This window comes from Mycobacterium sp. 1465703.0 (assembly GCF_001672975.1).
Taxonomy (GTDB): Bacteria; Actinomycetota; Actinomycetes; order Mycobacteriales; family Mycobacteriaceae; genus Mycobacterium.
In genome coordinates this window covers 1-22992 of record NZ_LZKU01000050.1, presented here as the reverse complement: position 1 = coordinate 22992, position 22992 = coordinate 1, and the positions used below count along the sequence as shown (strand labels likewise).

Below are 22992 nucleotides of genomic sequence, written 5' to 3'. Positions count from 1 at the left end.
GACCGGGCTGTGGGGACTGGTTGGGCTTGCAGGGCTTTTCGGGCTGGCCGGACTAGCGCGGCGGCGCACCGAGCCCAACATCGGAGCAGGAACCGTCGGGCCGAGTACTCCCGGCCAAACACCAACGGTTTAACCTTCGCCTGACCCTAGCGGCGATGCAGTTCTTCCGGCACTTCCAGGGCGCTAAATAGACGCTGCTGGGCTCGGTGCGCCGCCGCGCTAGTCCGGCCAGCCCGAAAAGCCCTGCAAGCCCAACCAGTCCCCACAGCCCGGTCTTGTCGCTGTGGTGGTTATCGCCGTTGTTGTCGGCGTTATTGTCGGCGAGTGTCGTCGTAGTCGATGAGGGCGCCGCCGCGCTCGGGGCAGTGGCGTTGGCAACACCGACACCTCCGAATAAGAGCGCCCCGGTGGCCGCAGTGACAGCAATAGTCCTTCGCATAGCAAACTCCAAGCGTGAGTAGGTTATGGCCTCACCGGTTTACCCCGCAAAGTCATTCCTAACCAACACGCATGTTATAAGCCGGTCGGTTCAGGGAACTCGTAGTCGCAAGTGGAGCCCACTCAGGGCGCCGCAACGACAGGAGTGGCAATGATCGGGACCATAATTCTCGCCCTCGTAGTGGGCGCGATCATCGGTTTGGTGGCGCGTCTCCTCATGCCAGGCAAGCAAGACATCGGCATGATCATGACCGTTGCACTCGGCGCTCTAGGTGGCTTGATCGGCTCATGGGTGGCTACAAAGTTCGGCTACCACAATGCCAATGGTGGCATAGCCTGGATTCCACTTTTCATTGGAATCGGTGCTGCCATCGTCCTCATCGCGATCTGGGAAGCCGTGCGAGGTCGCCGTGCCCGCCGGACCGGATTGCTTCGACGCTGACAGGCTGGGCAGAAAGCTCGCCGCTCGACCGGATAGCTGGGCAAACACTGCCCAGGACTAAGCGCACGCGTACCTTGATTAGTCGCTAACTTTTCGGCACGCGAGCGTGCTGGCCAATCGACCGGCATCTGGCAAGAACCTAAGGCTTGTCTAAGATTTGACGTTTGTTCAACAGTGTCCCTGGGTACGGACACTTAACGGAGATGAAGCCCTGGCCCTCTACGGTCACAGGCACGTGAGGACGGATGCCAATGCCATCAATAGCGGCGCGCGAAGCGGCCCGCCTAGCCTCCGCGTACACCTCCGCGATGACCGGCCGCCAGCCGACGCGGATCACCGCGGTAGCACCCGACGACGAGGGCGGTTGGACCGTCGAAGCGGAAGTTGTCGAAGACCGGCGCATCCCCCCGTCGGCGGACATGCTCGCGTTGTATGAAATCGAGCTGGACGTCGACGGAACATTATTGGGGTACGAGCGAACCCGTCGCTATATGCGCGGCGAAGCCCTGTCACCAATCGCGGATACAGCGCAAACTTCAAATGGAGATACCAATGGTGTTGGGCGGCAATGATGCTCGCGGACGAGGTTAGCGTCTGCGCGGCGTGCGGCTATCCCACACTCGGTCCCGATGTGTGCTATTTCTGCCGCCCTCTAGTAGCTACGGCACCCTCCATTCCCCGGCTCTCTGGCAGGGCCGACGAACACACAAGCGTGTCCAGCATGGTGGCTAGCACCTTCGCTGCGGCGGGCTGAGGCGACGCAGCCGGCGACGTTGACGGTATCCCCGATCAAGGTGAACTCGAGGTTGCCTGCGCCGCCGATGGTGCCGGCGATCACCGTTCCGGTGTTGATCCCGATGCCGATTCGAAGCTCACCCTGGAAACGCTCTGCGACGCGACGGTGAATCAGCACCGCTGCGTTGACCGCGGCGTCGGCAGTCTCCGCAAGTTAGTTCGTGGCCCAACAAACACCGCCAGGGCACCGTCGCCGAGGAACTTGTTGACGTGCCCACGCGCGGCCCCGCCCAAGGCTGTGGGCGGTCCTGTTTGCTGACCGCCGCCACAGCGGTAAAGCCGCGTACTCGACCCTGTCGTATTCCGCATCTTCGCGGTGGCAACTTATGCCAGTGTGGGGTCGAGGCGTCCGTGGTGCGGTTCTAGGCCGAAGGAGCGTCAAGGAAGATGCGAACCATGCGGTCAGTTGTCGCCGCCAAACTAGGTGAACCATCTGAGGTTCTGCACCTGCAGACCCGTCCCATTCCCGTGCCGGGTCCAGGCCAGGTCCGGATCCGGGTGACAGCAGTACCCGTCCATGCCAGCGATCTGCATACCATCCGCGGCAGATACGGCTTCACCCCGGAGTTTCCGACCGTACCCGGAATCGAATCGGTCGGCGTGATCGACGAACTCGGCAGCGCCACAGAAGATCTGACAGTCGGACAGCGGGTCATTACGATCGGAGTCACGGGGACGTGGCAGGAGTACCTCCTCGCCGACGCCCGCCGGGTCTTGCCTGTTCCCGCAGGCATGACGAATTCCACAGCTGCCCAGCTTTTTGCCAATCCGCTCACCGCTGTGATCTTGACAAGTGAAGAGCTCAACGTTCGGCCAGGCGAATGGCTCCTGCAGACCGCGGCTGGGTCAACCGTGGGTCAGTCGGTCATCCAACTCGGACAGCACCTGGGCTTCAAGACGCTCAACGTGGTGCGCCGTCGATCTGCCGTTCGAGACATCCTCGCCTTCGGGGGCACCGCAGTGATTTGCACGGAGGATGAGAACCTGCGCGAAAGGGTGGTTGATATCGCAGGGCAGGACGGTGTGTCCAAGGCAATCGACTGTGTCAGCGGTCAGGTGGGTGCGGACGTGTCACGCGCGCTGGCACCGGACGGTCAGCTGGTCGTCTACGGTGCGCTGTCCACGCACCGCCAAACCGATCCCGACAAACTTATCATTCCCATCTTCGCGCGCTCACTGATCTATGAAACCAAGACCGTTCGAGGTTTCTGGCTGTTCCGATGGTTCGCCCAGACCCCGAAGGATCGGATGACCGCAGCGATCGACCGGACACTTCGGCTCGCCGAAAGCGGCGCGCTGCGCGTACCGGAGGGCCAGCCGATCCCCGTCGAAAACTTCACCGACGCCGTCTATTTGGCTGAAGCTCCCGAACACGGGGGCAAACCACTCCTGGTATTCGAACCGACTTAAATCGGTCTATAATCGTCAGCTCGTGGCCCTTCACGACCGATAAACGATGACCACATGCGGCCCGGTCCGCCTTGCCCCTGCCGGTTCCGCTGCGAAATGCCTTCGCTGTCAGCGTATATCGAGTACTGCCACAAGCTCGTAAGACTTCAATGTATCTGAACATGGGCTGACGCTACGACCGAAGGACGTCACTCGTCTGTAAAGGCCATATCTAGCTGCGGCGCATGTCGTCTTCCTCTGTATCGGATCTTATTGTGAACAAACGGAATACCATAACCCACCTTCGTATCCGATAATTCACGAAAAGAGGTCGGCGTGTTCGGCGATATAGTGGCCCACTGTCGACGCCGGCTGCCCGGTGACCTTCTCAACGTCGTCGGTGGCGCGGTCATAGCGTCCAGCGCGGTGGAGCAGAGCCATGGTGGCCAAATGCTGTTCGAGGTGTGTGGGCAGCCCGAGTGGCCTGAGCACCTCCTGCACCCAGACGTCATGAGCAATGTCAGCGCCGTGTATCGGCCGGCCCATTCCCAGGGTGTATTCGGCGGCCAGACCATCGATGTCGAGGCTGACCGGGCCGGTCAGTTCGTAGATTTTGCCGATGCGCTTTGCGGGATCGACGAGCACGGCTGCCACCGTGCGGGCCACATCGCTTGCGGCAATCGGGGACGTCCGCCCAGCTCCGAATGGCAGCGCCAAGACGTTTCGCTCGCGCAAGGCCGGAGCGGCGAACCAGCTGAATATTGGATTGTCGAGGAAAGCGGTCGGCCTGATGTGCACGACCGGTAAACCCGACCAGTTCAGGACGTGCTCGGCGAGGTAGTGCAGGCGATGTTGGTGAGACTCCTCTTTGCTCGTGAGCGTCATCTGGGAAACGGTCATCTGAGACATGTTCACCAGGACCTCGAGACCACCGTATTCCTTTGCGGCAGCGCAGATCACCGCCGTTGCCTTCAAATACTCCGAAGAGACGCTCATGGAGAAGAACATCCGATCAACGCCGGCCATCGCATCAACCACGTCTTGCGGCTCGGTCAGATCTCCGACAATGACCTGCGCGCCGATTGCGCGCAGCTGGTCAGCCCGGGTGTCGTCGCGGTGCACCAGCGCGCGCACCTGATGCCCCCTCTGGCGCAGATGATCGACCACCTGTCGGCTCACTCCGCCGGTACCGCCGCCGGCACCGGTGATCAAGTACAACGGCTTGCTCATGTTGGCTCCCTACGGTGTGCCTTCCCAGTACCTGGCCAAGGGCATACCGGCGAATTTCTCGAGCATCACCCTGGAAAACTGCAGCAATGCGCTGCGCGGCCGGTGGTTCACCACGACGTGCTGGGTCTGCCCGGCGACGTTGAAGTGCACCAGGACAACAACGTAGGTACGCACGCCGCCCACCAGACTGGTGTAGTCCTCGAGGAAACTGTTCTCGCCGCAGGGGCCGGCGTAGTTGAACTCCTGGTGTTCATAGACCTCGCGGGCCCGAACCAAAACGGAACGAACGTCTTCGGCGCCGTGCGCGGTGCCGTCCATCGCCGCGGCCTCCAATGTGACTTCGTCGGCAAGGTTGTCCAACCACAGCGGGTAGTACGGCTTTCCCATATATAAGTCACCAACCGAGCGAGCCGCCGCCAGCGGGCGAGACAAACTTGTTCGCCACGAGCTGAGACTGGCCGCCACGCGCGAAACCATTGCTTGTATGACGCCATCAATAACTAGGCATTATGCGCTCTTCGGGCCAGCTCTGGCGCGGTGCGGTTTTGGCGCCAGAAGCGATCGGGTAGATAGCTGGCGTGGGGGAAGATCACGGGGTCAATCGATGGCAGACTGCTCAGGCTGCGGAGTTCACCCGGGCGTTGCGCGTCCAGCTGGCCGAGATGCAAAGCAAGATCGCGTGGATCGAGCGTCAGACTGCGAGGGCGAGCAACGCCCGTAGGGTTGCATTGCGGATGGAAGCAACGACGCTACGCCGACATATCAAAGAGGCTGAATCTCTCATCGCACGGCTAGAGCGCGATTATCTCGGTCGGGAAAACCGCCGGCCCATCTGCGAGCGCCGGCCCATTTTCGCGAAAACTTCAGCCGAGGGGGCCGGAGGTCAGGCGCGCACCCTTAAGAACTCAGTTGGCTGATCTCCTATAAGAACCTGCCAGCCTCCTCCATCGATTCGAATCGATCCGGTGGCCAGCGCAAACGTGCACCGAGTAGGCGCGTCGGCTCGCGCCCGGCCGCCCAGGGCCGCTCGGCATCGAGGAGGTCGACGCGAGGCACTGCGGCGAGGTCACGCCCCGCCCGCTCAGGGCAGCACTAGAGATCGTTGCGCGCGCAGTCGGATTGGTTCGCCATCGACTCGGCGGCGGCTGCCGGCCGGTGTCGATATGGCGTTGGCCTGTGGAAGGCTCCTTCATCTGCCCCGCATGCCAATCTATTTCCAACGGACCGGTGGATCACACACTAGTTCGGTGCCTAAAGTAATGGGCGTGCCTCAAGAAGAGCGGGCGCAAATCGATGCGGTGCAGCGTCGCCTTGCCCAGAAGTTTGCGGAAGTCCCACGCGACGACATTGCTGGCATAGTCCAGCGCGAGTATCAGCGGTTTAAACAGAGCAAACTGCGCGACTTCATTCCCTTGCTTGTTGAGCGCCGCGCCGGAGAGCATCTGGTGAAGTGCGCGATCGACTGCGGGCCGGAAGCCGAGGCTGACGGCAGCGTACTGAACGGCGATCTTCTTGACCCGGGCCACGTCGCGAATGGTGCTGGGGGCAAGGCCCCGAATCGGTGGCGACTGAGCTTAGGCGCGCGCCGACTCGCTACTGGTGCGTAGTCATCGACTGTACGGCGGCCAACTTCCCGTGAAGCTGCGCCCGCTTCGTCAGCGTTCTGAGGCTCGCGACCGACTGGCGTGCCGCGCGGCAGGCTGAGTCGCTACATGCCTTGGGTCGTCGAGGATTCGGCCACCGCTAGGGCCACCGCGTAAGACCGAGACGCTCGACTTCCGTCGTGCGGCGGCTACACCAACGTCGACGGGAACTGCGTGCCATCACCTGACCGCACACGGAGCAACCTTCCCGACAGAGACGGGACGCACAGCCACTCCCAACACAAGCAAGGTCAGGCTCCTGGCACGGCGGCACCGGCCGCTCAAAATAGCGATCAAAGATCAGCGGCTGCTCGCCGTTGTTCCGCTGCAGAAACTTTGACAGTGTCCGCACAAAATGACGTAGGGCACTACTCGTGCCCGCGCCCGGGATCGCGGAAACGATCTAGCCATGAAACCGAACCTTGCACCGCCGACCGGGGCAACCATGGTCGACGAATGGGACAACTTCCGGGCAGCGTTCAGGGTGTTCGACGGCCCGGAATGGAGCATCAACCGCGCCGGCCACGGGCCACGGACCGATATCGTGGTCTCCGTGATCGGGCGGCAATACGTTGGCGGGCACGCTGAGTGCCAGATCGTCATCGACTGTCCCGATACCCCGATCATCGCGCCCGCCGAAGCCCGCCAGCTGGCTCAGGCGTTGATCGCCGCAGCAGACGCCGCTCAAGGATGACTTTGTGCACCAGGTCCCGGCCGACACTCGAGGGGCTCGACCGGTCGCGCGGCTGCCCCTACGGGCGCTCTTCGATCACACACTGGACAATCCCTTTGGCGAAGGGCGGGTCGAACCCCATCTGCGCTACCTTCTGAGCTTCAGCGGCGGGCGAAACACCAGAATCGAGATCCTGTTCGATGACTCCGACGAGCTGCAAGTTCTGAGGGTCACGTCCCGCCACCGATTCCGTCATCTTTCCCACACAGCGGCGGTAACCACTGAAGTCAGCGTGAGCGGACGTCTCCATCAACATCGCCGAGGCGATGAACATGACGGCGACGGCTATGCCGATCGCGGCGACGAAGTGGACGAAACGCACGGTCATACGGATACCCAGCGGTAACGAGGAATAATCAGCAAACGATTGCTGAGTGACCCGACCGGCTCAGGCGTCGGTGGTGTGGACGATCAACACGTCGGTCTTGGCCCGGCGCGAGACCGCGGAGGGAACTGACCCCAGCAGCCGGCCGGCGACGCTGGCGAGCCCGACGTTGCCGACGACCAGCAGGTCGGCGCGGGCCTCCTCGGCAAGCTGTACCAGCACGTTGATGGGGGCGCCGACGATCGACTTCTCCTCGACGTTCTTGGCCCCGGCTTGGTGCGCCCGCTCCCTGGCGTCCCGCAGGATCGCGTAGTAGGGGGCCTCACCCACCGTCCGGTAGTCCTGACCGTGGTCACTCCCCGGCGGGATGGCATAGCGGCCGCGTTCCTCGGGGACGGGGAGGTGCGCCGTCGCGACGATCAATTTCGCGCCGTGATCCGCAGCGATCGCGGCTGCGCGCTCGACCGCACGCAGCGACGAGTCCGAGCCATCGGTGCCGACCACGACGGTCTGATAAGCGCTCATTTCTCATGCAGTGTAAAGCCGGCGGCGGCTCATGAGAGGGAAATCGATGTGGATTCAACCCGCCGCCCGAGGCACCAGCCGTGCGGTTATGCGCCTTCGAGAGCCGTGTTTTGGGCCCGTTCTGAATTTGTGGTTGTTAATCGAGGCGAACGCGGCATAATGCCCGCATGCGTTTCATCTATGTCGCTGCGGCGGCTGGCATGGCCGTCGCTGCGCCGATGGTGGCGTCATCAGCTCACGCTGACACCGGCGTCAATGGCTACGTTCAGTGCATAGGGGGCGATGCGAAGCCTCCCCCACCGGGAGTGACCGCAGCGAATTGGTTTCCGAGCCTGCACGTGATCGATAACGACATCGCTTCTGCCGTGCCCGCGGACCAAGTAGTTCAGCGATTGATCGTCATGGGAGTCAGCCCGGAGGACGCCGCCACCCGAGTGCGGTGTTATCTGGCCAACCTGCCGCACTAGCGCAGACACTCCGGCACCACTCGCCTTGAAGCACATGTCTATTTTCTGAAATACATTGTGCGCCGAGACTTTCAATTGCAGGCCGCCACCCGGAGAGTGGTGTGGCTGACTCAGGTTCCGGTCCGCGGCCAGGCGGTCGACACGCGCCGTTCCGACAATGCGGGCGAGTTAAGCCGTCCATTTGTCAAACCGCCCATCCGTGTCCTTGAGCTGGCGTTACGATCTGTGCAAGCGCTACAGATTCGAGGGGCTATGCGTCGCACCCGACGTCTTGTCACCACCATGATCACCGCTGTCGCTTTGATGTTCGCGGCTGCTGCTTTTGCCTACGCGCCGCTCGCATCGGCAGATCCGATCTGCGGTACGCCCGGAACGCCACCATGCGCGGGTCCCAGTCCGTTGACACCCGAGCAGCAATGCGCGTTCATTGCGTGGCGATCGATGATGCCGTGCAACTGGCTCGGAGTGCAGGTGCCGGCCGGCACGCCGGGCAGTTGGGACAACCCGCCTGCGCCGCCGCCCGCACCGCCGCAGCCGTGACGTCACCAGTGATTGGTGGTTCTTAGCCCCGACACCATTAGCGGGCTGGGAAGTCCACACCTGAGCGCAATCCGAATCGTAGCGAGTTGCCCTGCGCGGCAACGTATTCGCGCGTCGGCGGTCCTCACCGGTCAGCCAGTTCTGGCTCGCGCTCTGACAGCGGATTCACACGCGCACGGCCGTCATATCCATGTCGATGGTGCCCTGGCACGCGCCGCTCAAGATATCGGTGTGCATGACGCCGGAAAGCGATCCGTCGGGTTGGGGTGTATAGCGCACAGTCGCTCGGGCGGGATTCCACTGGATCGTGGTGTCGGGCATCATGCAGTCCCACTGGAAATCGTTGGTTTGCGACCAGGACTTTCCGTCCCAAGTGAACTGCACCGGCTGCGGAACCGTCGGGTTAGTCGGCGGAGGACCACTGACGATGGTGGCGACGCACTTCCCGTCGGTACAGTCCGAGCGGAATCCGTAGGTTTCGGTGTGCTGCGTTTCGGGGTCGCCGACCGCCATGCTGGTCCCGGCCTTGGGGCCCACCATGAACGTGATCGCGTACTGGCCATTCCAGGACGGATTGTCGGCGAAAGCCGTCGGGGAAAGGAACACTGCCATCGCGAGCGACCAGGCGGATAAGCCGGCGAAGCTCTTCAGACGGTATGAAGCCATGATTCCTCCTGCGGTCCGTACGCATTCAATAGTCATATGCCGAACCGTCGCCGACAAGGTCTTTGCCGCTTTACCAACCCCACTCGTCATCGTTGAGGACGTCCACGGTCAGCTCGTTGTCGGCAGCGCCCTTCGTCCCATAGGTGAACGTAAGCAGGGTGCGGTCATCGTCAAGAGGTTCGGTCGCTACGACGGTGGCGTGCCCGATCTTCATGCGGATCCTGTCTCCGGGCTTCAACTCGTCAACACGTTTGAGGGGCACACTCAACCCATCGATGCCAGTGAAAGTGCGGATGCTGCAGATACTTTCGTCATGCATCGCCCTCCCTTCACCGCCCGGTAATCCGTGCACGACTGTGCAAGCACATTTCGCGCGAACCATACACGCCATCGTCAGTCAGTAGCTGCGGGTGTACTAAGGGCCGATAAGATCAAATACCAAAACTCAACCATTGAGAAGACCTGGCTAACTTCCCGTTCGGGTCGTAGCTGGCAGACAGCGTTTTCAGCTGACATGACAGCCGGGCAAAATGTGAGACGTGACTTGGACGAGGTACCAGGGCAAGGCGCTTGCGGATACCACCCTGGACGGTGATGCGCTGCATGCTGAGCTCGAAGACTATATCCGCGTGGACAATCCGCACCTGACCGATGTTCGGCTGGAGCAGGCCACGGCGGGCGAGGCGGACGGCACCAAAGCGGGCAAGCGCTGGTATGACGTCACGTACTTGGCTGAAGACCCGGAGAACAATTCGTAGCCGCTGGATGCAGCGGCTGATTCTGCCGCGCGAATGCCGATTTCGTCGCTAAATTCGTCACCTGAGCATGTCAAAGGAGCGCACCTGTGCGATCAATCATCACCGCCGTCGTTGCAGTCGGTTGCACGAGTCTCGCGTTGCCCGCCCCCACAGCATCGGCCGACGACGATTTCGTCGCCCTGGCGGTGTCCGTCGGCACCGGGCGAGCCGCCGGTTGGGGCACCGCGAGCAGTCAAGACGAGGCGAACCAAGTCGCGCTCGCCCACTGCACCGCCGAAGCCGGTGACGTGTGCCAAGTGGTAGCCGGCACGCGCAACGGCTGCGCATCGGTTGCGTTCGACCGGGCCTCCGGCCGGTTCCAGGGCGGCTCGGGCCCGGACACCACGACAGCCACCGCGGATGCCTTGGCCAAGTTGGGCTCACCCAATGGGCGGATCAAGGCCACCCACTGCTCGTTCTGAAGGAGTTGACGTGACCGATGAACCGCAATTGAAGATGGAACGCGCCGGCAGCATCGTCGTGCTCACCATGAACAATCCGCGTCGACGAAATGCACTGACGCCGACCATGATTGCGTTGATGGCCCAGGCGTGGGATGAAATCGACGCCGACGACGGAATCCGCGCCGCCATTCTCACCGGCGAGGGGTCTTCGTACTGCGTCGGAGGGGATCTTGCCGACGGATGGATGGTCCGGGGGCCCAAGGCCAACGAGGGTGCGCGGACCATGACGGAGGCCCAATCCTCCCCCAGCATCATCAGTGAGGGTCTGCTCTTGAGCCGCTCGTTGACCAAGCCGTTGATCGCCGCGGTCAACGGGCCGTGTCTGGGTGGGGGGTGTGAAATGTTGCAGCAGACCGATATTCGGATCGCCGAGGAGCAGGCGGTGCTCGGGCTGCCCGAAGCGAAGTTCGGGCTGATCGCAGGCGCCGGCTCGACCGTGCGGCTCAAACGCCAAATCCCCTACACCAAGGCGATGGAGATGATCCTCACCGGCGAACCGCTCACGGCCGCGGAGGCCTATCACTTCGGCCTGGTGGGCCACGTGGTGCCCACCGGCCACTCGTTGGACAAAGCCCTCGACATAGCCGCTCGCGTCGTGGCCAACGGTCCGCTGGCAGTCAGAAACGCCAAGGCATCCGTGATCAACAGCGGATGGATCGATGAGCAGGACGCCCGGCGGATCGAACAGCGATTCGTCGTCGAGGTGGTTCGCTCCGACGACGCCAAGGAAGGACTGGCCGCCTTCGCCGCCAAACGCGAACCGCGGTTCACCGGAAGATAGCGTGCCTCGTGAGGGGGTAAAGCAATTTCAGTTATCGTTCATAAAAGTCGTCCTTGACTCGCCGCCGAATGGCCCGCGCACAAAGGAGAGGCCATGAATCCCAAAAAGATGAGTTTGGGAAAGCCGGCCGCCTGCGCGATTCTCCTCGCCGCTGCCACCCTCGTCTTCACATCGCCGGCCTCAGCGGATGAAACCGATGATGCGTTTATCGCAGGCCTTGCCAATGGCGGAATCACCATGCCCGACAACGTCGATGCGATTGCGACGGCCCGCACGGTGTGCGCCAGACTCGATGTAAACCCATACGCCCCGGTGGTGGCGTTTGTGCTGGCGAGGGACAGCTTCCTGTCGCCGAGACAAGCCGGCTACTTCGTCGGACTTTCGGTAGCCACCTACTGCCCGCAATACAAGGACAAGGTCAACCCTTCGAGTAGCTGACCCGCACAAGGAGAGGCCACGAGTCCAAAAGATGAGTTTGGGAAAGTCGGCCGCTTGCGCGATTCTCCTCGCCGCTGCCCGCCTTCGGTTTCGCATCGCCGGCCTCAGCGGATGAAACCGGCGACGCGTTCATCGCAGGCCTTGCCAATGGCGGAATCACCATGCCCGACAACGACGACGCGATTGCGAAGGCCCGCGCGGTGTGCGCCAGCATCGCTGCCAACCCGAACGCATCGGTGCTGGCGATCCAACTGGCCAGGCTATTCTGCGGCGCTTAGCAGTGATCCGTCCAACAGCGCTGCAGCGGGCAGTAGGTCGAATGTGCAAGGCTGACCATGGATCCGACGTCTCCGAATGTCACGTTTCTGGGGTCCAGCGTTTGGTGGATGCTCTGGGCGATCTGGTCATACGTCCAACCCCACCCGATGTCATCGCAAATGATCCGCCCCATCCCGGTGAGGGCGGCGTCGTGCTCGGGCGGCCAACTGAAGCCGGCGGCACGCAGTTGAGCCAGGTATGCGTCATCGAGGGGATCCGCCGCCGCAACAGCAGCATTGGCAACCAGTGCGGCACCCGCCATGACGGGGACGGCCAACGCGGCCAGCCAGCGAGGTGAGGGCATGTGATGCAGTTCCTTTCTTGTGGGCGTTCACGGTGCCGTCGACCCATAGCGGCATGAAGATGAAGAATAGGGACAGCCGGGAAAAAGGAGCTTATGGATAGCTGAATAATCGGTTTATCGGGCCGCCGATGGGCGCGACGTGGCCTCAGCGCTGGGTTACGCCCGCGGGACCGTTCTCATATGCGGTGGTCACCCAAAACACCGTGCGCTCGATGCCCGGCACGATGTCGGTGACGCCGATCTCGCCCTGAGCGAAGCGGGTGAGAAATCCGTAGACGACGCCGGTGAGGATGAGTTCCAGGTCTTGAGCGAAGCCCGGGTCAGCTTGGGCCAGAACGGCTTTGGCAACAGGAACGACGGCGTCGACACCGCGCTGGATGAGGCGCTTTCCGCCGGGGCCTGACCGCGCCTGGAAGTAGGAGCGCAGCATCAACGGATGGCGTTCCCATGGCTCGAAGATGGTCCTCATCACGTGCATCAGGTCGACATAGATCGACTCGCCGGGTAAATCGTCGATCAGCGAGGGCAGGCGCGCATAGCGATTGGCGTCCATCCACCCGTCCAGGGCGGCCACAATGAGCTCGTCGCGGGTGCCATACCGCTTATAGATGGTCGCCAGCGAAACCCGGGCCCGCCGCGCCACCTCGCGCAACTGAACGGCCTCATAGCCCTCGGTATCGAGCATCTCGACCACGATGTCCAGGATCGGATCGGCCGACCGCCCGGCAGCGCCGGTCACGGCCGCCGCGTCCAGTCCAGCCCCTTTTGCCCGCACAGTAACCATGTTACTGTTCGCGGGTGAGTAACGGCGTTACTCTGCCCGATCCGGGCCGATGAACAAGAAACGAGGACGAGCGCCGTGGGTTCAATAGATGGCAAAGTCGCCTTCATCACCGGGGTGGCGCGCGGCCAGGGCCGCAGTCACGCGGTACGGCTTGCCCGGGAGGGCGCCAACATCATCGGCATCGACATCTGTGCCGACATCGCCGCCAACGGTTATCCGATGGCCTCCCATGAGGAACTGGACGAGACCGTCGCGATGGTCGAAGACGCCGGCGGCAAGATGCTGGGCACGGTGGCCGACGTGCGCGACTTCGACCAAGTCAAGGCCGCCGTGGACACCGGGGTCGAGCACTTCGGGCGGCTCGATATCGTGCTGGCCAACGCCGGCATCGCGCCATTGGCGTTCCGCCAGTTGAGCATTGAGGAAGAACTGGCGCAGTGGCGGGCGGTGACCGGCGTCAACCTCGACGGGGCGTATCACACGGCATGGGCGGCCATTCCGCATCTGCTGGCCGGTAACCGCGGCGGGGTGATCATCTTCACCAGCTCGACCGCCGGCATCAAAGGTTTCGGCGGCCTGCAAGGCGGCGGACTGGGCTACGCGGCATCGAAACACGGAATCGTCGGTTTGATGCGCACCCTGGCCAATGCGCTTGCACCACTGAGCATTCGGGTGAACACGGTACATCCGACGGCGGTCAACACGATGATGGCGACCAACCCCGACATGACCGAGTTCCTGGAGAAGAATCCCGACGCGGGTCCGCATCTGCAAAATCCGATGCCCGTCGCAATGATGGAACCCGAAGACGTCAGCGCCGCCATCGCCTACCTGGTGTCCGACGAGGCGAAGTACGTCACCGGGGTGACGTTCCCCGTCGACGCGGGCTTCTGCAACAAGGTTTGATACGCGGATGACAACGAACAACACCACGGGTCGGGTCGCGGGCAAACGGGTCTTGATCACCGGGGCCGCGCGCGGCATGGGACGCTCGCACGCGGTGCGGCTGGCCGAACAGGGCGCCGACTGCATCCTGGTCGATATTTGCTCCACCCCAGCGGGTTTGGAATATCCGCTGGCCACCGAAGACGACCTGAACGAGACCGCACGACTGGTCGAGAAACACGGCCGGCGGGCGATCAGCAAAGTCGTCGACGTCCGCGACGAGCCGGCCATGAAGTCAGCGGTCGACGAGGCAGTGGGTGAACTCGGTGGGCTCGACGGTGCCGTGGCCAACGCCGGTGTGCTGACCGTCGGCTCCTGGGACACCACCACCGCCGAGCAGTGGCGGCTGGTCCTCGACGTCAACCTCATCGGCGCCTGGAACACGTGCGCGGCCGCACTCCCGCACTTGGTCGCCCAGGGCGGCGGGAGCCTGGTCAACATCAGCTCGTCGGCCGGCATCAAGGGGACCCCGCTGCACCTGCCGTACACGGCGTCCAAGCACGGTATCGTCGGGATGACCCTGGCGCTGGCCAATGAGGTTGCCGCGCAGAACATTCGGGTCAACACCGTGCACCCCACCGGGGTGGCCACCGGAATGGCACCACCTTCCATGCACACCCTGATCGCCGAGCAGCGACCCGACTTGGGGCCGATCTTCCTCAACGCGCTGCCCGCACCACTGATCGAAGCCTCCGATGTGAGCAATGCGGTGCTGTACCTTATTTCCGACGAATCCCGTTATGTCACAGGACTTGAACTGAAAGTCGACGCCGGTGTCACCATCAGATAGAGCTGCGTCGAGCGACGGTGCGCGACATGAGCGCGGCGCCCGCACCTTCGCCGAGGTGATGACGATCGACCCGCCCGATAGTGGCAGCCCGTACGCGGCCGGGTTGATCGACTTCGTGTTCGGCGAGGTCTGGTCACGTCCGGGGCTCAGCCGCCGTGATCGACGGTTCGTGACCCTGGCCTGTGTCGCGGCCGCTGACGCGCAGGCTCCCCTCGAACAACATATCTACGCCGCACTCAACAGTGGTGATCTCACCATTACCGAAATGCGGGAGACAGTCCTGCATTTCGCCGTCTACGCGGGCTGGCCGAAGGCGTCCCGCTTCAACATCGCGGTGGACCAGGAGTGGGCGAAGATTTGCGAGGCGCGTGACGAATCGCCTCCTCCCCCGGAGCCCTTGCTGCCGCTGGTCACCGCCAGCGACCCCGAGCAGCGGTTGCGCGGAGGCGAGGAATCATTCAGGGAGATCAACTGCATGCCGTTCGCGCCGATGCGCGACAACCCCTATTCGGGGGCCGGCATTTTGAACTTCGTCTTCGGCGAGATGTGGCTGCGACCCGGCTTGGGGATGAAAGAACGCCGCCTCATCACCGTCGCGTGCGTCGCGTTCCAGGATGCCGAAATCCCGATCATGTCGCACGTTTACGCCGCACTGAAGAGCGGCGACGTCTCGTTCGAGGAGATGGACGAACTGGCGCTGCAGTTCGCGGCGTACTACGGCTGCGCCAAGGCCGATTATCTCAACCAGGTGATCGCGGAACAAAAACAGCGGGCGCTGGCCGAAAACCAGGCGGATCAAACCAGGCGGGTGGGCACGGACATGCCGCCCTCAGCGCAGCGGATGCATTAGTCGACCTGAATTACCATGCGAACCAAGTATTTCCACTAGAAGCGTAGAGTCGCGGTCATGAATTTGGTCGAGTGGCTGAGGACCCCCCGCTACTTGCGGACACGTTTCATGATGGAAACGCGTCCGATGAACCGCTTGGAGATGGAAATCGTATTCCTCGAGGTCGGCGCCCGCGACGCGTTGGTGCGCCTGCCCGTGGCGTTCATGATCCTGCCGAAGAGCCGCCGACCCTGGCGCGATGGGCCGTCCAACCCGGAACAGGACAAGTAGAGCGGCGCGGGCCCCGATCCCGTCGCCTCCGTATGGCGTAAAAGATTTGGAGGCCGCCCGCTGACTCGGGCATGCTGACGATATGCACGTGATCAACGGAGTCCGCGACCCAGCGGCAAGCTTTCCCCTCGACACCACGGCAGACGACGCGAGCGAACGGCGCCAGGCCAATCGCGCCATCGCCGTCAGTGCCGTCGGGCTGGCGCTGACCGGCCTGGTCGAATTGGTCATCGCGCTGCTGTCCGGTTCGGTGGCGCTGCTGGGAGATGCGTTGCACAACCTGTCCGATGTCTCCACCAGCGTCCTGGTGTTCATCGGCTTCCGCGCGTCGCGCAAGCTTCCCTCCGAGCGCTATCCCTACGGCTACGAACGCGCCGAAGACCTCGCCGGGATTGGGGTGGCGCTGGTGATTTGGGGTAGCGCCGTCGTGGCCGGTTTCGAGAGTGTCAGCAAGCTACTTCGTCACGGCAGCACCGGCTACTTGGGCTGGGGCATCGGCGCGGCCGTCGTGGGCGTGGTGGGCAATCAACTGGTGGCCCGCTACAAGTTGGTGGTGGGCAGACGAATTCGGTCCGAGACCATGGTGTCCGATGCCAAGCATTCGTGGCTGGACGCGTTGTCGTCAGGCGGGGCGGTGCTCGGGCTGATCGGCGTGGCGCTGGGCTGGGGCTGGGCCGACGCGGTCGCTGGCATCGTCGTCACCGGGTTCATCTGCCACGTTGGCTGGGAGGTGACCGGCAATATCGCGCACCGTCTGCTCGACGGCGTCGACCCCGACATCGTCACCACCGCCGAGGCGGTCGCCACCTCGGTCCCCGGGGTGACGCATGCGCACGCCCGGGCCAGGTGGACCGGTCGGACCCTGCGCGTCGAGGTCGAGGGTTTCCTGGATGCCGACACTTCGCTGGCCGCCTCCTATCAGATCGGCCGCAGCGTCGCCGCGGCGCTGGCGCGGCGGATCCCCGAGATGCAGAGCTTCACGTGGACGGCGCGAGCCGCCTGAGCGAGTGACGCGCGCGGTCTAGTCGTCAGCCGCGGCGGAATCGCTCACGCAGCTCTGGATCGTTCTCCCACCACAGCCCCGAGGCCGCCGGGGTTTCGCTCTCACCGTCGACGCTGTGTGCCTTGGCCGACTCCGCCTCGTCCAGTTCGGCATCGACGGCGATCGCGTGCGCCTTCTCGTCGCGGGACAGCGCACGCATCAGCAGCAGTACGAACGGCCAGCCAACCAGATCCCCGAGAATCCATACGACGCCAGCACCGATCGTTTGATCGAGCCGCGCATCGGGACCCCATGACCGGTGCAGCGCCGCGTAATACGCCGCGCCGATCAACGAGCCCTGCCAGATGACCAATCCCAGGACACCGTCAGCGAGCGCCTCGACGACGGTGATCAGCAGCGAGATCGACTGCGGATACCTGCGGGGAACCGGGTCTTCCTGCAACCGGGCATAGAAGTAGCCGAAGCCCAAGGCCACCAATAGGATTCGCGTCGGTGCACCGATCCACTCGTCCTGCAGGGCCGCGGTGTACCAGGGCGTCAGGTAGAGCAACCACGGCGTAGCGAGCATCGCCATCGACGTTGTTGCCGGATGAAGGAACGCGCGGGCGAACCGGGTCGCCAACATCCGATCGATGCGGCCGCGGCCGACCGGTCCGACAGCATCGCGTAAGACGGTTACCGGCTTGGCCTGCGCGACGAAGAACGGGACGACGTACAGCAGTAGCAAGATCTGCAGCGCCCGCACCCAGAACAGGACGTAGGCGTAGGCGCCGATCGCGCTGATCGTCGCCACCACCCACAGCAGCATTCCCGCACCGAAACACGCAGCGTTCGCGGCGCCGACCGGATGTTGGGCGTGGCGGCTGCGCCGGTAGCACCAGGCATATCCCGTGGCGAGCACCGTGACGACCGCCGCGGAGACAAGGTCGAAGTGCCAAGTCTGAACTGCCGCGTCCCAAGTCAGCGGTCCGGGATCGACGCGCACGCCGCCAGCCTATTGCGGCCGGGTTCGGCTTAGTTGCCGGCGGCGCCGTCCGGCTTGGGGCCGCGGTCCTCGCCGGTGATGTATTTGGGGCAGTAATGGGCGGCCGAGAGGTAGGTGAACTTGGCCGCGCTGGCGCCCTGGAAGGCCGGATTTTGGTTGCGCAGGTCTGTCACGATTTTCGCGTCGGACTGGCCGTCGTCGAGCAGTTCGCACACCGACTTGCCGATGGTGATCGCGTTGCCGCCGTCCTGATAAGTGATGCCGGCGTCTCGAAGGTCTTTGAGGAAGTCCTGATCGTTGTCGATGTCCGCGTGCACCGGCGCGGCCAGCACGACCATGGTTGCGAGGCTGGTGAGTCCCAAGAGGAATCGCATAACGCAGTGATTGTTGCAAACATGCCGGTGGTTGGCATCCCGTCGGGCGAACAGGACGCGCACCGTCCTCCGCCCCGGCGGGGTGTCCCCGCTGGAATAGCGGATTTAAATTGCACCTGATGCGGGTGGCCAATAGGCGCTGTCGCCGATCAGCAAATAGTCCGCATGCGCGCGTTGAGCATTTTTAACGCTTTAGTCAATCCCGTGCCGGCGTATGGAAATTGTAAAAACCTTATTACATTCACCTCACACTCGCCGTGGTGGACGACGGGTCAGGAGGAGCTGGCCGGCGTCGCGCTCGGTCCGGGCGAGGTGGTGCTCGAAACCACGTACGGGCAATACGTGCTGGCGGCGATAGCCGCGAATTTCTGGGCTTTGTCGTCACTCAGGTCGGAGTTCTTCGACTCCAGCCCGGAGACGACGTCCGACATCGCAGTGGGGGCCTGAAGGGTCTTGCATACCCATTTGCCCGCTCCGACTGCCAGATCGCTATCGGAATACGTGATACCGGCCTTATCCAGTGACGCGATGAATGCGTCGTCAGTGTCGTCGGCGTGTGCAGGCACGGCCATACCAATTACCGCGGCAAAGCCCGCCGCTGCGGCGAGAAACAGTTTCATGAATTACAGATTGGCAGAACCGCGAGGAACCTGCATCTCGTGCGACGAACCCGATCGTCAACCTACGGTTGACAACCTATGCGTCGTCAACCTAGCGTTGACGACATGTCCGACCCTGTCCGTATCGCCTATCCGATTCGCCTGGACGAGTTGATCGACGCCATCAAGAGCATCCACCCCGACGTGCTGGATCAACTGGCCGACGCGGTCCTGGCCGCCGAGCACCTGGGCGAGATCGCCGACCACCTCATCGGCCACTTCGTCGACCAGGCCCGCCGCTCCGGAGCGTCCTGGACCGACATCGGCAAGAGCATGGGCGTCACCAAGCAAGCCGCCCAGAAGCGCTTCGTCCCTCGCGCCGAGCCCACCACCCTCGACCCCAACCAAGGGTTCGGCCGCTTCACCCCGCGGGCGCGCGGCGCGGTGGTGGCCGCCCAGAACGCCGCACACGAAGCGGGCAACAGCGAGATCACCCCGGACCATCTGCTGCTCGGCGTGCTCAGCGATGCGGCCGCACTGGCCACGGTGCTGCTGCGTCTGCAGCACGTCGACACCGAGGCGCTGCGTGCCGCGGCGACCGAGGCGATCACCGCGCTGCCAGTGAATGCCGAACCGCCGCAACTCATTCCGTTCAGCGGGCCGGCACGCAAGGCGCTCGAACTGACCGTGCGCGAGGCGCTTCGGCTCGGCCACAACTATGTCGGCACCGAGCACCAGTTGCTGGCGCTGCTGGAGCTCGAGGATGGGGACGGGCCGCTGCACCGATGTGGCGTCGACAAGGACCGAGTGGAGGCGGATTTGATCAAGGCGCTGCAATCGCTCGCCGGGGGCAAGAACGTCGCACCGGGATCCCCTGCCGAGCGCTGACCAGGGTGGCCGACCCTTCCCTTCGGCATCGGCCCGTGTGCGATCATGCGAGGGTCCCCGCAACGGCGCCAAGGAGGCAACACATGGCGAAGATGCACCGCTGGCTGATGGTCATGCCCGCCGTTCTGGTTGCCGTTGCCGGCCTGACCGCCGGCGGCGTCGCCGCGATCCCACGCGCGTGGGCCGGCGACGCGCCGATCGGCCATATCGGTGACACGCTGCGGGTAGACACCGACACGTTCATCGCAGACGTCACGGTGAGCGGTGTGGCGTCCGTTGACCCGCCGCCGGGATTCGGCTACACGCGCGAGGGCACCTACAAAGGCTTCCCGGGTAGCAGCGTCGAGCGCGCGGACGTGACCATTCGCGCGATCCGGGTGCCCAACCCATACATCATGGCGACCATCTTCAGCTTCAACGGAGTGACCCCAAACGCGGACGCGTACAAGCCGCGGGCCTCCGATGCGCCCGACGCGCTGGACAACGTGCTCGTCAACGCACCGAACGGGGCGATCGTACGTGGCGGTGTGTACTGGGACGCCTACCGCGATCCGGTCACCACCGTCGTTCTGCTGGACAAGAAGACGGGCTATCACCTCGCGCAGTGGAACCTCTGACCGGGACGTTTTCGATCGCGCCGGCGGATTCCGGTGACGTCGTGGAACTGGCCGCCGTTGCGGCACAGACCTTTCCACTGGCATGTCCGCCCACAACGACCGCGCAGAACATCGCGTCGTTCATCGACGCCAACCTATCGGTCGCCCGCTTCGCCGAATACCTGGGCGATCCGGATCGCGCCATCCTGACCGCGCGCCAGGACAGCCGGATTGTCGGGTACGCCATGCTGGTTCGCGGTGTCTCCGATCACCCCGGCGTACAGCAAGCCGTGAACATCCGCCCTGCCGCCGAGCTGTCGAAGATCTACGTCCTGCCCGACCGCCATGCCAGCGGGGCCGCGGCGGCACTGATGGAACGCACACTGGCCCTCGCGGCCGATTGGGGTGTTCGCTGCGTATGGCTGGGCGTGAACCAGGCAAACCAACGCGCACAACGGTTTTACCTCAAGAGCGGATTCACCATCAACGGGACCAGGACGTTCCAACTCGGCGCTGACGTCGAGAGCGACTATGTCATGATCCGCGAGCTGGATTAGCCGCCGCGGTCAATGCCAAGAGCCGGGAAGTGGCCCGCAGGTACTTCTTTCGATATCCCCCGGCCAGCATCTCCTCATTGAAGATGGTGTCGAGTTTGGTACCCGAGGCCACCACCGGAATGCCTGCGTCATAAAGCCGATCGGTCAGCGACACCAGCCTCAGCGCGACGTTCTGGTCGTCGATGCCGTGCACGCCGGTCAAGAACACCGCGGTAACCCCCTCGATCAGGGTCAGATACCGCGACGGGTGCATGGTGGCCAGGTGCGCACATAACGCATCGAAGTCGTCGAGCGTCGCTCCGTCGACCCGCGCGGCGCGCGCAGCCACCTCGTCGTCGGACAGCGGCTGCGGCGCCGGTGGCAACCCTCGGTGCCGGTAATCGGGCCCCTCGATCCGAACTGTGGTGAAAATGCTTGCCAGCGTATTGATCTCACGCAAGAAATCCTGCGCCGCAAAGCGCCCCTCGCCGAGTTGCTCGGGCAGTGTGTTGGAGGTGGCGGCCACCGAGACACCCCGCTCGACCAGCGACGAGAGCAGCCGCGAGATCAGCGTGGTGTTACCCGGGTCGTCGAGTTCGAATTCGTCGATGCAGACCGCCGTGTAACCGGCCAGCAGATCGACGCACTCCGCGAAACCGAACACCCCGGCCAGTTGGGTCAGCTCACCGAACGTCGCAAACGCCTTGGGCGGCAGACCATCCGGCGATCCACCTGGTCCGTCACCAGGCAGCTCGTAGTAGGCCGACGCCAGCAGGTGTGTTTTGCCCACGCCGAACCCGCCATCCAGGTACAGCCCGACCCCCGGCAGAACTTCTCTGCGGCCCAAGAGTTTTCGCCGACCCGCCCGGCGCTCGACGGCCTGCCGACAAAACTCCTGACACGCCACGACCGCGGCGGCTTGCGTCGGCTCCGCCGGATCAGGCTGGTACGTCGCAAAGCTCACGTCGGCGAATGTCGGCGGCGGTCTCAGTTGGGCGATCAACCGCACCGGCGACACCGTCGGGTGCCGATCCACCAGGTGGGCCGGGCCGCCCGATGCGCCCGCTGAGGTGGACCCGTGCATGCAGGAACTGTAGCGGCGTGCTGCAATCAGACCCATGCCCGACTCCGGCGTACCTGCGAGTTCCGCACGTTCCGCGACTTCAGAGACGCCGCTGTCGCTGCTCGGATCGATACGCGGGCTCGACGACGGCGAACTCCCCCGGCTCTACGGTTATCCCGAACGTGACGGGACGTGGGTGCGCGCGAACTTCATCACCAGTGTCGACGGCGGCGCCACCTCGGGCGGTAGCAGCGGCGGCATGGGCGGCCCGGGCGACCGGTTCATCTTCAATCTGCTGCGTGAGCTCGCCGACGTCATCGTGGTGGGTGCGGGCACCGTGCGAATCGAGAGTTACTCCGGCGCACAGCTCAGCGTCCCGCAGCGCCAGCAGCGGCAGGCCCGCGGACAAAGCGAGGTCCCGCAACTGGCGATCGTCACCAAATCCGGCCACCTCAGCCGAGACATGGCGGTGTTCACCCGCACCGAGGTTCAGCCCCTGGTGCTCACCTGCGCCGCCGCGGCCGAACAGTCGCGCCGGCTGCTCAGTGGGCTGTGCGAGGTCGTCGAATGCTCCGGCGGCAATCCCGAGCAGGTCGACGAGGCCACCCTGCTGGCGATCCTCGGCGCGCGCGGCATGCGCCGCATCCTCACCGAGGGCGGCCCGACCCTGCTGGACTCGCTGATCCAGCGCGACATGCTCGACGAGCTGTGCCTGACCATCGCGCCCTTCATCGTCGGCGGCCAGGCACGACGCATCGCCACCGGCCCGGGCCAGTTGCTCACCCGGATGCGGTGTGCCCATGTCCTGACCGACGACGCCGGCTACCTTTACACCCGCTACGTCAAGGCCTAGCTACTGTGGTCGGCATGAGTCGGCCGTACACGTGCGCCACAATCCTGGTTGCGGTGACCGCATTGCTGGCCGGCTGCGTCCCGGGCCTGGCCGCCGACCCGCGCTTCGCCACCAATTCCGGTGCGCGCCCGCAAGGAGCGGCCACCTCGAAGCCGGCGCCC

Annotated in this window: 35 protein-coding genes and 1 pseudogene; 22 read left to right on the top strand and 14 right to left on the bottom strand. The window is 63.9% G+C overall.

Annotation, left to right across the window (positions count from 1 at the left end; translation table 11 throughout):
* Window positions 1-52 precede the first annotated feature (52 nt).
* Window positions 53-439, bottom strand: coding sequence for a WGxxGxxG family protein (locus tag A5625_RS30525; protein WP_304441881.1), 387 nt, complete (start codon window positions 437-439; stop codon window positions 53-55).
* Between the two features lie 150 nt (window positions 440-589).
* On the opposite strand from A5625_RS30525, the gene A5625_RS04475 reads away from it, so the two are divergent.
* On the top strand, window positions 590-880 hold the full coding sequence (locus A5625_RS04475; RefSeq protein WP_066989440.1) for a GlsB/YeaQ/YmgE family stress response membrane protein: 291 nt from the start codon (window positions 590-592) through the stop codon (window positions 878-880).
* A 245-nt stretch (window positions 881-1125) separates the two neighbouring features.
* On the top strand, window positions 1126-1452 hold the full coding sequence (gvpO, locus tag A5625_RS04470; RefSeq protein ID WP_082984266.1) for a gas vesicle protein GvpO: 327 nt from the start codon (window positions 1126-1128) through the stop codon (window positions 1450-1452).
* Between the two features lie 184 nt (window positions 1453-1636).
* On the opposite strand, the pseudogene A5625_RS04465 reads toward gvpO, so the two are convergent.
* Window positions 1637-1891: pseudogene (locus A5625_RS04465) on the bottom strand (adenylate/guanylate cyclase domain-containing protein); the annotation flags it as partial.
* 171 nt (window positions 1892-2062) lie between these two features.
* On the opposite strand from A5625_RS04465, the gene A5625_RS04460 reads away from it, so the two are divergent.
* Entirely contained in the window at window positions 2063-3085 is a 1023-nt protein-coding gene (locus A5625_RS04460; protein ID WP_066989434.1) for a zinc-dependent alcohol dehydrogenase family protein, read from the top strand.
* A 297-nt stretch (window positions 3086-3382) separates the two neighbouring features.
* Here A5625_RS04460 and A5625_RS04455 read toward each other — a convergent pair whose 3' ends face one another.
* Together A5625_RS04455 and A5625_RS04450 are read right to left on the bottom strand one after the other, a co-directional pair.
* Window positions 3383-4294, bottom strand: coding sequence for an NAD(P)H-binding protein (locus A5625_RS04455; protein ID WP_066989432.1), 912 nt, complete (start codon window positions 4292-4294; stop codon window positions 3383-3385).
* A gap of 9 nt (window positions 4295-4303) precedes the next feature.
* The gene (locus tag A5625_RS04450; RefSeq protein ID WP_066989430.1) at window positions 4304-4681 is read right to left on the bottom strand and encodes a hypothetical protein; all 378 of its coding nucleotides are present in this window, start codon (window positions 4679-4681) and stop codon (window positions 4304-4306) included.
* A gap of 776 nt (window positions 4682-5457) precedes the next feature.
* Here A5625_RS04450 and A5625_RS30680 point away from each other — a divergent pair.
* Window positions 5458-5901: a three-helix bundle dimerization domain-containing protein gene (locus A5625_RS30680; RefSeq protein WP_369829981.1), complete on the top strand. Its 444-nt coding sequence runs from the start codon at window positions 5458-5460 to the stop codon at window positions 5899-5901.
* A 445-nt stretch (window positions 5902-6346) separates the two neighbouring features.
* Window positions 6347-6631: a hypothetical protein gene (locus A5625_RS04435; protein WP_066989423.1), complete on the top strand. Its 285-nt coding sequence runs from the start codon at window positions 6347-6349 to the stop codon at window positions 6629-6631.
* A 58-nt stretch (window positions 6632-6689) separates the two neighbouring features.
* Here A5625_RS04435 and A5625_RS04430 read toward each other — a convergent pair whose 3' ends face one another.
* A complete protein-coding gene (locus tag A5625_RS04430; protein ID WP_066989421.1) occupies window positions 6690-6998 on the bottom strand; it encodes a hypothetical protein in 309 nt (102 codons plus the stop codon).
* A gap of 60 nt (window positions 6999-7058) precedes the next feature.
* A complete protein-coding gene (locus A5625_RS04425; protein ID WP_066989420.1) occupies window positions 7059-7520 on the bottom strand; it encodes a universal stress protein in 462 nt (153 codons plus the stop codon).
* A gap of 167 nt (window positions 7521-7687) precedes the next feature.
* On the opposite strand from A5625_RS04425, the gene A5625_RS04420 reads away from it, so the two are divergent.
* Together A5625_RS04420 and A5625_RS30675 are read left to right on the top strand one after the other, a co-directional pair.
* Window positions 7688-7987, top strand: a complete 300-nt coding sequence (locus A5625_RS04420; RefSeq protein ID WP_066989417.1) for a hypothetical protein — start codon at window positions 7688-7690, stop codon at window positions 7985-7987.
* Between the two features lie 252 nt (window positions 7988-8239).
* Window positions 8240-8527 carry a hypothetical protein gene (locus A5625_RS30675; protein ID WP_082984267.1) on the top strand — a complete coding sequence of 96 codons (288 nt, stop codon included), beginning with the start codon at window positions 8240-8242 and terminating at the stop codon, window positions 8525-8527.
* A 165-nt stretch (window positions 8528-8692) separates the two neighbouring features.
* Here the strand turns inward: A5625_RS30675 and A5625_RS04415 are convergent, their stop codons facing one another.
* Both A5625_RS04415 and A5625_RS04410 read right to left on the bottom strand, forming a co-directional pair.
* Window positions 8693-9193, bottom strand: coding sequence for a hypothetical protein (locus A5625_RS04415; RefSeq protein WP_066989415.1), 501 nt, complete (start codon window positions 9191-9193; stop codon window positions 8693-8695).
* Window positions 9194-9263: 70 nt separating this feature from the next.
* On the bottom strand, window positions 9264-9512 hold the full coding sequence (locus A5625_RS04410; RefSeq protein ID WP_066989413.1) for a hypothetical protein: 249 nt from the start codon (window positions 9510-9512) through the stop codon (window positions 9264-9266).
* 220 nt (window positions 9513-9732) lie between these two features.
* On the opposite strand from A5625_RS04410, the gene A5625_RS04405 reads away from it, so the two are divergent.
* From A5625_RS04405 to A5625_RS29940, 5 genes are all read left to right on the top strand, one after another.
* Entirely contained in the window at window positions 9733-9951 is a 219-nt protein-coding gene (locus A5625_RS04405; RefSeq protein ID WP_066989411.1) for a hypothetical protein, read from the top strand.
* An 86-nt stretch (window positions 9952-10037) separates the two neighbouring features.
* Window positions 10038-10412, top strand: a complete 375-nt coding sequence (locus A5625_RS04400) for a DUF4189 domain-containing protein (RefSeq protein WP_066989409.1) — start codon at window positions 10038-10040, stop codon at window positions 10410-10412.
* A gap of 10 nt (window positions 10413-10422) precedes the next feature.
* The gene (locus tag A5625_RS04395; RefSeq protein ID WP_066989407.1) at window positions 10423-11235 is read left to right on the top strand and encodes an enoyl-CoA hydratase-related protein; all 813 of its coding nucleotides are present in this window, start codon (window positions 10423-10425) and stop codon (window positions 11233-11235) included.
* Between the two features lie 93 nt (window positions 11236-11328).
* Complete coding sequence (locus tag A5625_RS04390) at window positions 11329-11673, top strand: DUF732 domain-containing protein (RefSeq protein WP_066989405.1); 345 nt, start codon at window positions 11329-11331, stop codon at window positions 11671-11673.
* Between the two features lie 161 nt (window positions 11674-11834).
* Window positions 11835-11951 (top strand): hypothetical protein, encoded by a 117-nt coding sequence (locus A5625_RS29940; RefSeq protein ID WP_232003409.1) that lies wholly within the window; start codon window positions 11835-11837, stop codon window positions 11949-11951.
* On the opposite strand, the gene A5625_RS04385 is transcribed toward A5625_RS29940, so the two are convergent.
* Together A5625_RS04385 and A5625_RS04380 are read right to left on the bottom strand one after the other, a co-directional pair.
* Window positions 11948-12253, bottom strand: coding sequence for a DUF732 domain-containing protein (locus A5625_RS04385; protein ID WP_197515963.1), 306 nt, complete (start codon window positions 12251-12253; stop codon window positions 11948-11950). The two genes, A5625_RS29940 and A5625_RS04385, sit on opposite strands and share 4 nt — an antisense overlap.
* Window positions 12254-12440: 187 nt before the next feature.
* Entirely contained in the window at window positions 12441-13079 is a 639-nt protein-coding gene (locus A5625_RS04380; protein WP_066989401.1) for a TetR family transcriptional regulator, read from the bottom strand.
* A gap of 75 nt (window positions 13080-13154) precedes the next feature.
* Here A5625_RS04380 and A5625_RS04375 point away from each other — a divergent pair, with 75 nt between their 5' ends.
* The 5 genes from A5625_RS04375 to A5625_RS04355 all read left to right on the top strand — a co-directional run bounded on the left by A5625_RS04375 (window position 13155) and on the right by A5625_RS04355 (window position 16937).
* Window positions 13155-13985, top strand: a complete 831-nt coding sequence (locus A5625_RS04375) for a mycofactocin-coupled SDR family oxidoreductase (protein WP_066989399.1) — start codon at window positions 13155-13157, stop codon at window positions 13983-13985.
* Window positions 13986-13992: 7 nt separating this feature from the next.
* On the top strand, window positions 13993-14814 hold the full coding sequence (locus tag A5625_RS04370; RefSeq protein WP_066989397.1) for a mycofactocin-coupled SDR family oxidoreductase: 822 nt from the start codon (window positions 13993-13995) through the stop codon (window positions 14812-14814).
* A gap of 58 nt (window positions 14815-14872) precedes the next feature.
* The gene (locus A5625_RS04365; RefSeq protein ID WP_066989395.1) at window positions 14873-15664 is read left to right on the top strand and encodes a carboxymuconolactone decarboxylase family protein; all 792 of its coding nucleotides are present in this window, start codon (window positions 14873-14875) and stop codon (window positions 15662-15664) included.
* Window positions 15665-15721: 57 nt separating this feature from the next.
* Window positions 15722-15934 (top strand): hypothetical protein, encoded by a 213-nt coding sequence (locus A5625_RS04360; RefSeq protein ID WP_066989393.1) that lies wholly within the window; start codon window positions 15722-15724, stop codon window positions 15932-15934.
* Between the two features lie 82 nt (window positions 15935-16016).
* On the top strand, window positions 16017-16937 hold the full coding sequence (locus A5625_RS04355; protein WP_066989391.1) for a cation diffusion facilitator family transporter: 921 nt from the start codon (window positions 16017-16019) through the stop codon (window positions 16935-16937).
* A 25-nt stretch (window positions 16938-16962) separates the two neighbouring features.
* Here A5625_RS04355 and A5625_RS04350 read toward each other — a convergent pair whose 3' ends face one another.
* From A5625_RS04350 to A5625_RS04340, 3 genes are all read right to left on the bottom strand, one after another.
* Window positions 16963-17922, bottom strand: coding sequence for a cytochrome c oxidase assembly protein (locus A5625_RS04350; protein WP_066989389.1), 960 nt, complete (start codon window positions 17920-17922; stop codon window positions 16963-16965).
* A 29-nt stretch (window positions 17923-17951) separates the two neighbouring features.
* Window positions 17952-18296: a DUF732 domain-containing protein gene (locus A5625_RS04345; protein ID WP_066989387.1), complete on the bottom strand. Its 345-nt coding sequence runs from the start codon at window positions 18294-18296 to the stop codon at window positions 17952-17954.
* Between the two features lie 272 nt (window positions 18297-18568).
* On the bottom strand, window positions 18569-18916 hold the full coding sequence (locus tag A5625_RS04340; protein WP_066989385.1) for a DUF732 domain-containing protein: 348 nt from the start codon (window positions 18914-18916) through the stop codon (window positions 18569-18571).
* 105 nt (window positions 18917-19021) lie between these two features.
* Here A5625_RS04340 and A5625_RS04335 point away from each other — a divergent pair, with 105 nt between their 5' ends.
* From A5625_RS04335 to A5625_RS04325, 3 genes are all read left to right on the top strand, one after another.
* Entirely contained in the window at window positions 19022-19783 is a 762-nt protein-coding gene (locus tag A5625_RS04335) for a Clp protease N-terminal domain-containing protein (protein WP_066989383.1), read from the top strand.
* 92 nt (window positions 19784-19875) lie between these two features.
* On the top strand, window positions 19876-20400 hold the full coding sequence (locus tag A5625_RS04330) for a hypothetical protein (RefSeq protein WP_232003412.1): 525 nt from the start codon (window positions 19876-19878) through the stop codon (window positions 20398-20400).
* A complete protein-coding gene (locus A5625_RS04325; RefSeq protein WP_066989380.1) occupies window positions 20388-20936 on the top strand; it encodes a GNAT family N-acetyltransferase in 549 nt (182 codons plus the stop codon). Before A5625_RS04330 ends, A5625_RS04325 begins: the two co-directional genes overlap by 13 nt.
* Here the strand turns inward: A5625_RS04325 and zapE are convergent.
* Window positions 20914-22035 carry a cell division protein ZapE gene (zapE, locus tag A5625_RS04320; protein ID WP_156747918.1) on the bottom strand — a complete coding sequence of 374 codons (1122 nt, stop codon included), beginning with the start codon at window positions 22033-22035 and terminating at the stop codon, window positions 20914-20916. The genes A5625_RS04325 and zapE overlap by 23 nt on opposite strands.
* Here zapE and A5625_RS04315 point away from each other — a divergent pair.
* The gene (locus A5625_RS04315; RefSeq protein ID WP_066989376.1) at window positions 22034-22831 is read left to right on the top strand and encodes a pyrimidine reductase family protein; all 798 of its coding nucleotides are present in this window, start codon (window positions 22034-22036) and stop codon (window positions 22829-22831) included. The two genes, zapE and A5625_RS04315, sit on opposite strands and share 2 nt — an antisense overlap.
* Window positions 22832-22845: 14 nt before the next feature.
* The coding region (locus tag A5625_RS29495) for a hypothetical protein (RefSeq protein ID WP_197515964.1) at window positions 22846-22992 on the top strand (147 nt) is incomplete at its 3' end.

Excerpts from the sequence above, each read along its gene's own strand:
- A5625_RS04435 (WP_066989423.1), top strand. The coding sequence starts at position 6,347 with ATGAAACCGAACCTTGCACCGCCGACCGGGGCAACCATGGTCGACGAA.
- zapE (WP_156747918.1), bottom strand. The coding sequence starts at position 22,035 with ATGGGTCTGATTGCAGCACGCCGCTACAGTTCCTGCATGCACGGGTCC.
- A5625_RS04455 (WP_066989432.1), bottom strand. The coding sequence starts at position 4,294 with ATGAGCAAGCCGTTGTACTTGATCACCGGTGCCGGCGGCGGTACCGGC.
- A5625_RS04345 (WP_066989387.1), bottom strand. The coding sequence starts at position 18,296 with ATGCGATTCCTCTTGGGACTCACCAGCCTCGCAACCATGGTCGTGCTG.
- A5625_RS04355 (WP_066989391.1), top strand. The coding sequence starts at position 16,017 with ATGCACGTGATCAACGGAGTCCGCGACCCAGCGGCAAGCTTTCCCCTC.
- A5625_RS29940 (WP_232003409.1), top strand. The coding sequence starts at position 11,835 with ATGCCCGACAACGACGACGCGATTGCGAAGGCCCGCGCGGTGTGCGCC.
- A5625_RS04425 (WP_066989420.1), bottom strand. The coding sequence starts at position 7,520 with ATGAGCGCTTATCAGACCGTCGTGGTCGGCACCGATGGCTCGGACTCG.
- A5625_RS04340 (WP_066989385.1), bottom strand. The coding sequence starts at position 18,916 with ATGAAACTGTTTCTCGCCGCAGCGGCGGGCTTTGCCGCGGTAATTGGT.
- A5625_RS04450 (WP_066989430.1), bottom strand. The coding sequence starts at position 4,681 with ATGGGAAAGCCGTACTACCCGCTGTGGTTGGACAACCTTGCCGACGAA.
- A5625_RS04410 (WP_066989413.1), bottom strand. The coding sequence starts at position 9,512 with ATGCATGACGAAAGTATCTGCAGCATCCGCACTTTCACTGGCATCGAT.
- gvpO (WP_082984266.1), top strand. The coding sequence starts at position 1,126 with ATGCCAATGCCATCAATAGCGGCGCGCGAAGCGGCCCGCCTAGCCTCC.
- A5625_RS04390 (WP_066989405.1), top strand. The coding sequence starts at position 11,329 with ATGAATCCCAAAAAGATGAGTTTGGGAAAGCCGGCCGCCTGCGCGATT.
- A5625_RS04360 (WP_066989393.1), top strand. The coding sequence starts at position 15,722 with ATGAATTTGGTCGAGTGGCTGAGGACCCCCCGCTACTTGCGGACACGT.
- A5625_RS04430 (WP_066989421.1), bottom strand. The coding sequence starts at position 6,998 with ATGACCGTGCGTTTCGTCCACTTCGTCGCCGCGATCGGCATAGCCGTC.
- A5625_RS04385 (WP_197515963.1), bottom strand. The coding sequence starts at position 12,253 with ATGGCGGGTGCCGCACTGGTTGCCAATGCTGCTGTTGCGGCGGCGGAT.
- A5625_RS30675 (WP_082984267.1), top strand. The coding sequence starts at position 8,240 with ATGCGTCGCACCCGACGTCTTGTCACCACCATGATCACCGCTGTCGCT.
- A5625_RS04330 (WP_232003412.1), top strand. The coding sequence starts at position 19,876 with ATGCACCGCTGGCTGATGGTCATGCCCGCCGTTCTGGTTGCCGTTGCC.
- A5625_RS30680 (WP_369829981.1), top strand. The coding sequence starts at position 5,458 with ATGGCGTTGGCCTGTGGAAGGCTCCTTCATCTGCCCCGCATGCCAATC.
- A5625_RS04315 (WP_066989376.1), top strand. The coding sequence starts at position 22,034 with ATGCCCGACTCCGGCGTACCTGCGAGTTCCGCACGTTCCGCGACTTCA.
- A5625_RS04460 (WP_066989434.1), top strand. The coding sequence starts at position 2,063 with ATGCGAACCATGCGGTCAGTTGTCGCCGCCAAACTAGGTGAACCATCT.
- A5625_RS04370 (WP_066989397.1), top strand. The coding sequence starts at position 13,993 with ATGACAACGAACAACACCACGGGTCGGGTCGCGGGCAAACGGGTCTTG.
- A5625_RS04420 (WP_066989417.1), top strand. The coding sequence starts at position 7,688 with ATGCGTTTCATCTATGTCGCTGCGGCGGCTGGCATGGCCGTCGCTGCG.
- A5625_RS04335 (WP_066989383.1), top strand. The coding sequence starts at position 19,022 with ATGTCCGACCCTGTCCGTATCGCCTATCCGATTCGCCTGGACGAGTTG.
- A5625_RS04365 (WP_066989395.1), top strand. The coding sequence starts at position 14,873 with ATGACGATCGACCCGCCCGATAGTGGCAGCCCGTACGCGGCCGGGTTG.
- A5625_RS04380 (WP_066989401.1), bottom strand. The coding sequence starts at position 13,079 with ATGGTTACTGTGCGGGCAAAAGGGGCTGGACTGGACGCGGCGGCCGTG.
- A5625_RS04415 (WP_066989415.1), bottom strand. The coding sequence starts at position 9,193 with ATGGCTTCATACCGTCTGAAGAGCTTCGCCGGCTTATCCGCCTGGTCG.
- A5625_RS04475 (WP_066989440.1), top strand. The coding sequence starts at position 590 with ATGATCGGGACCATAATTCTCGCCCTCGTAGTGGGCGCGATCATCGGT.
- A5625_RS30525 (WP_304441881.1), bottom strand. The coding sequence starts at position 439 with ATGCGAAGGACTATTGCTGTCACTGCGGCCACCGGGGCGCTCTTATTC.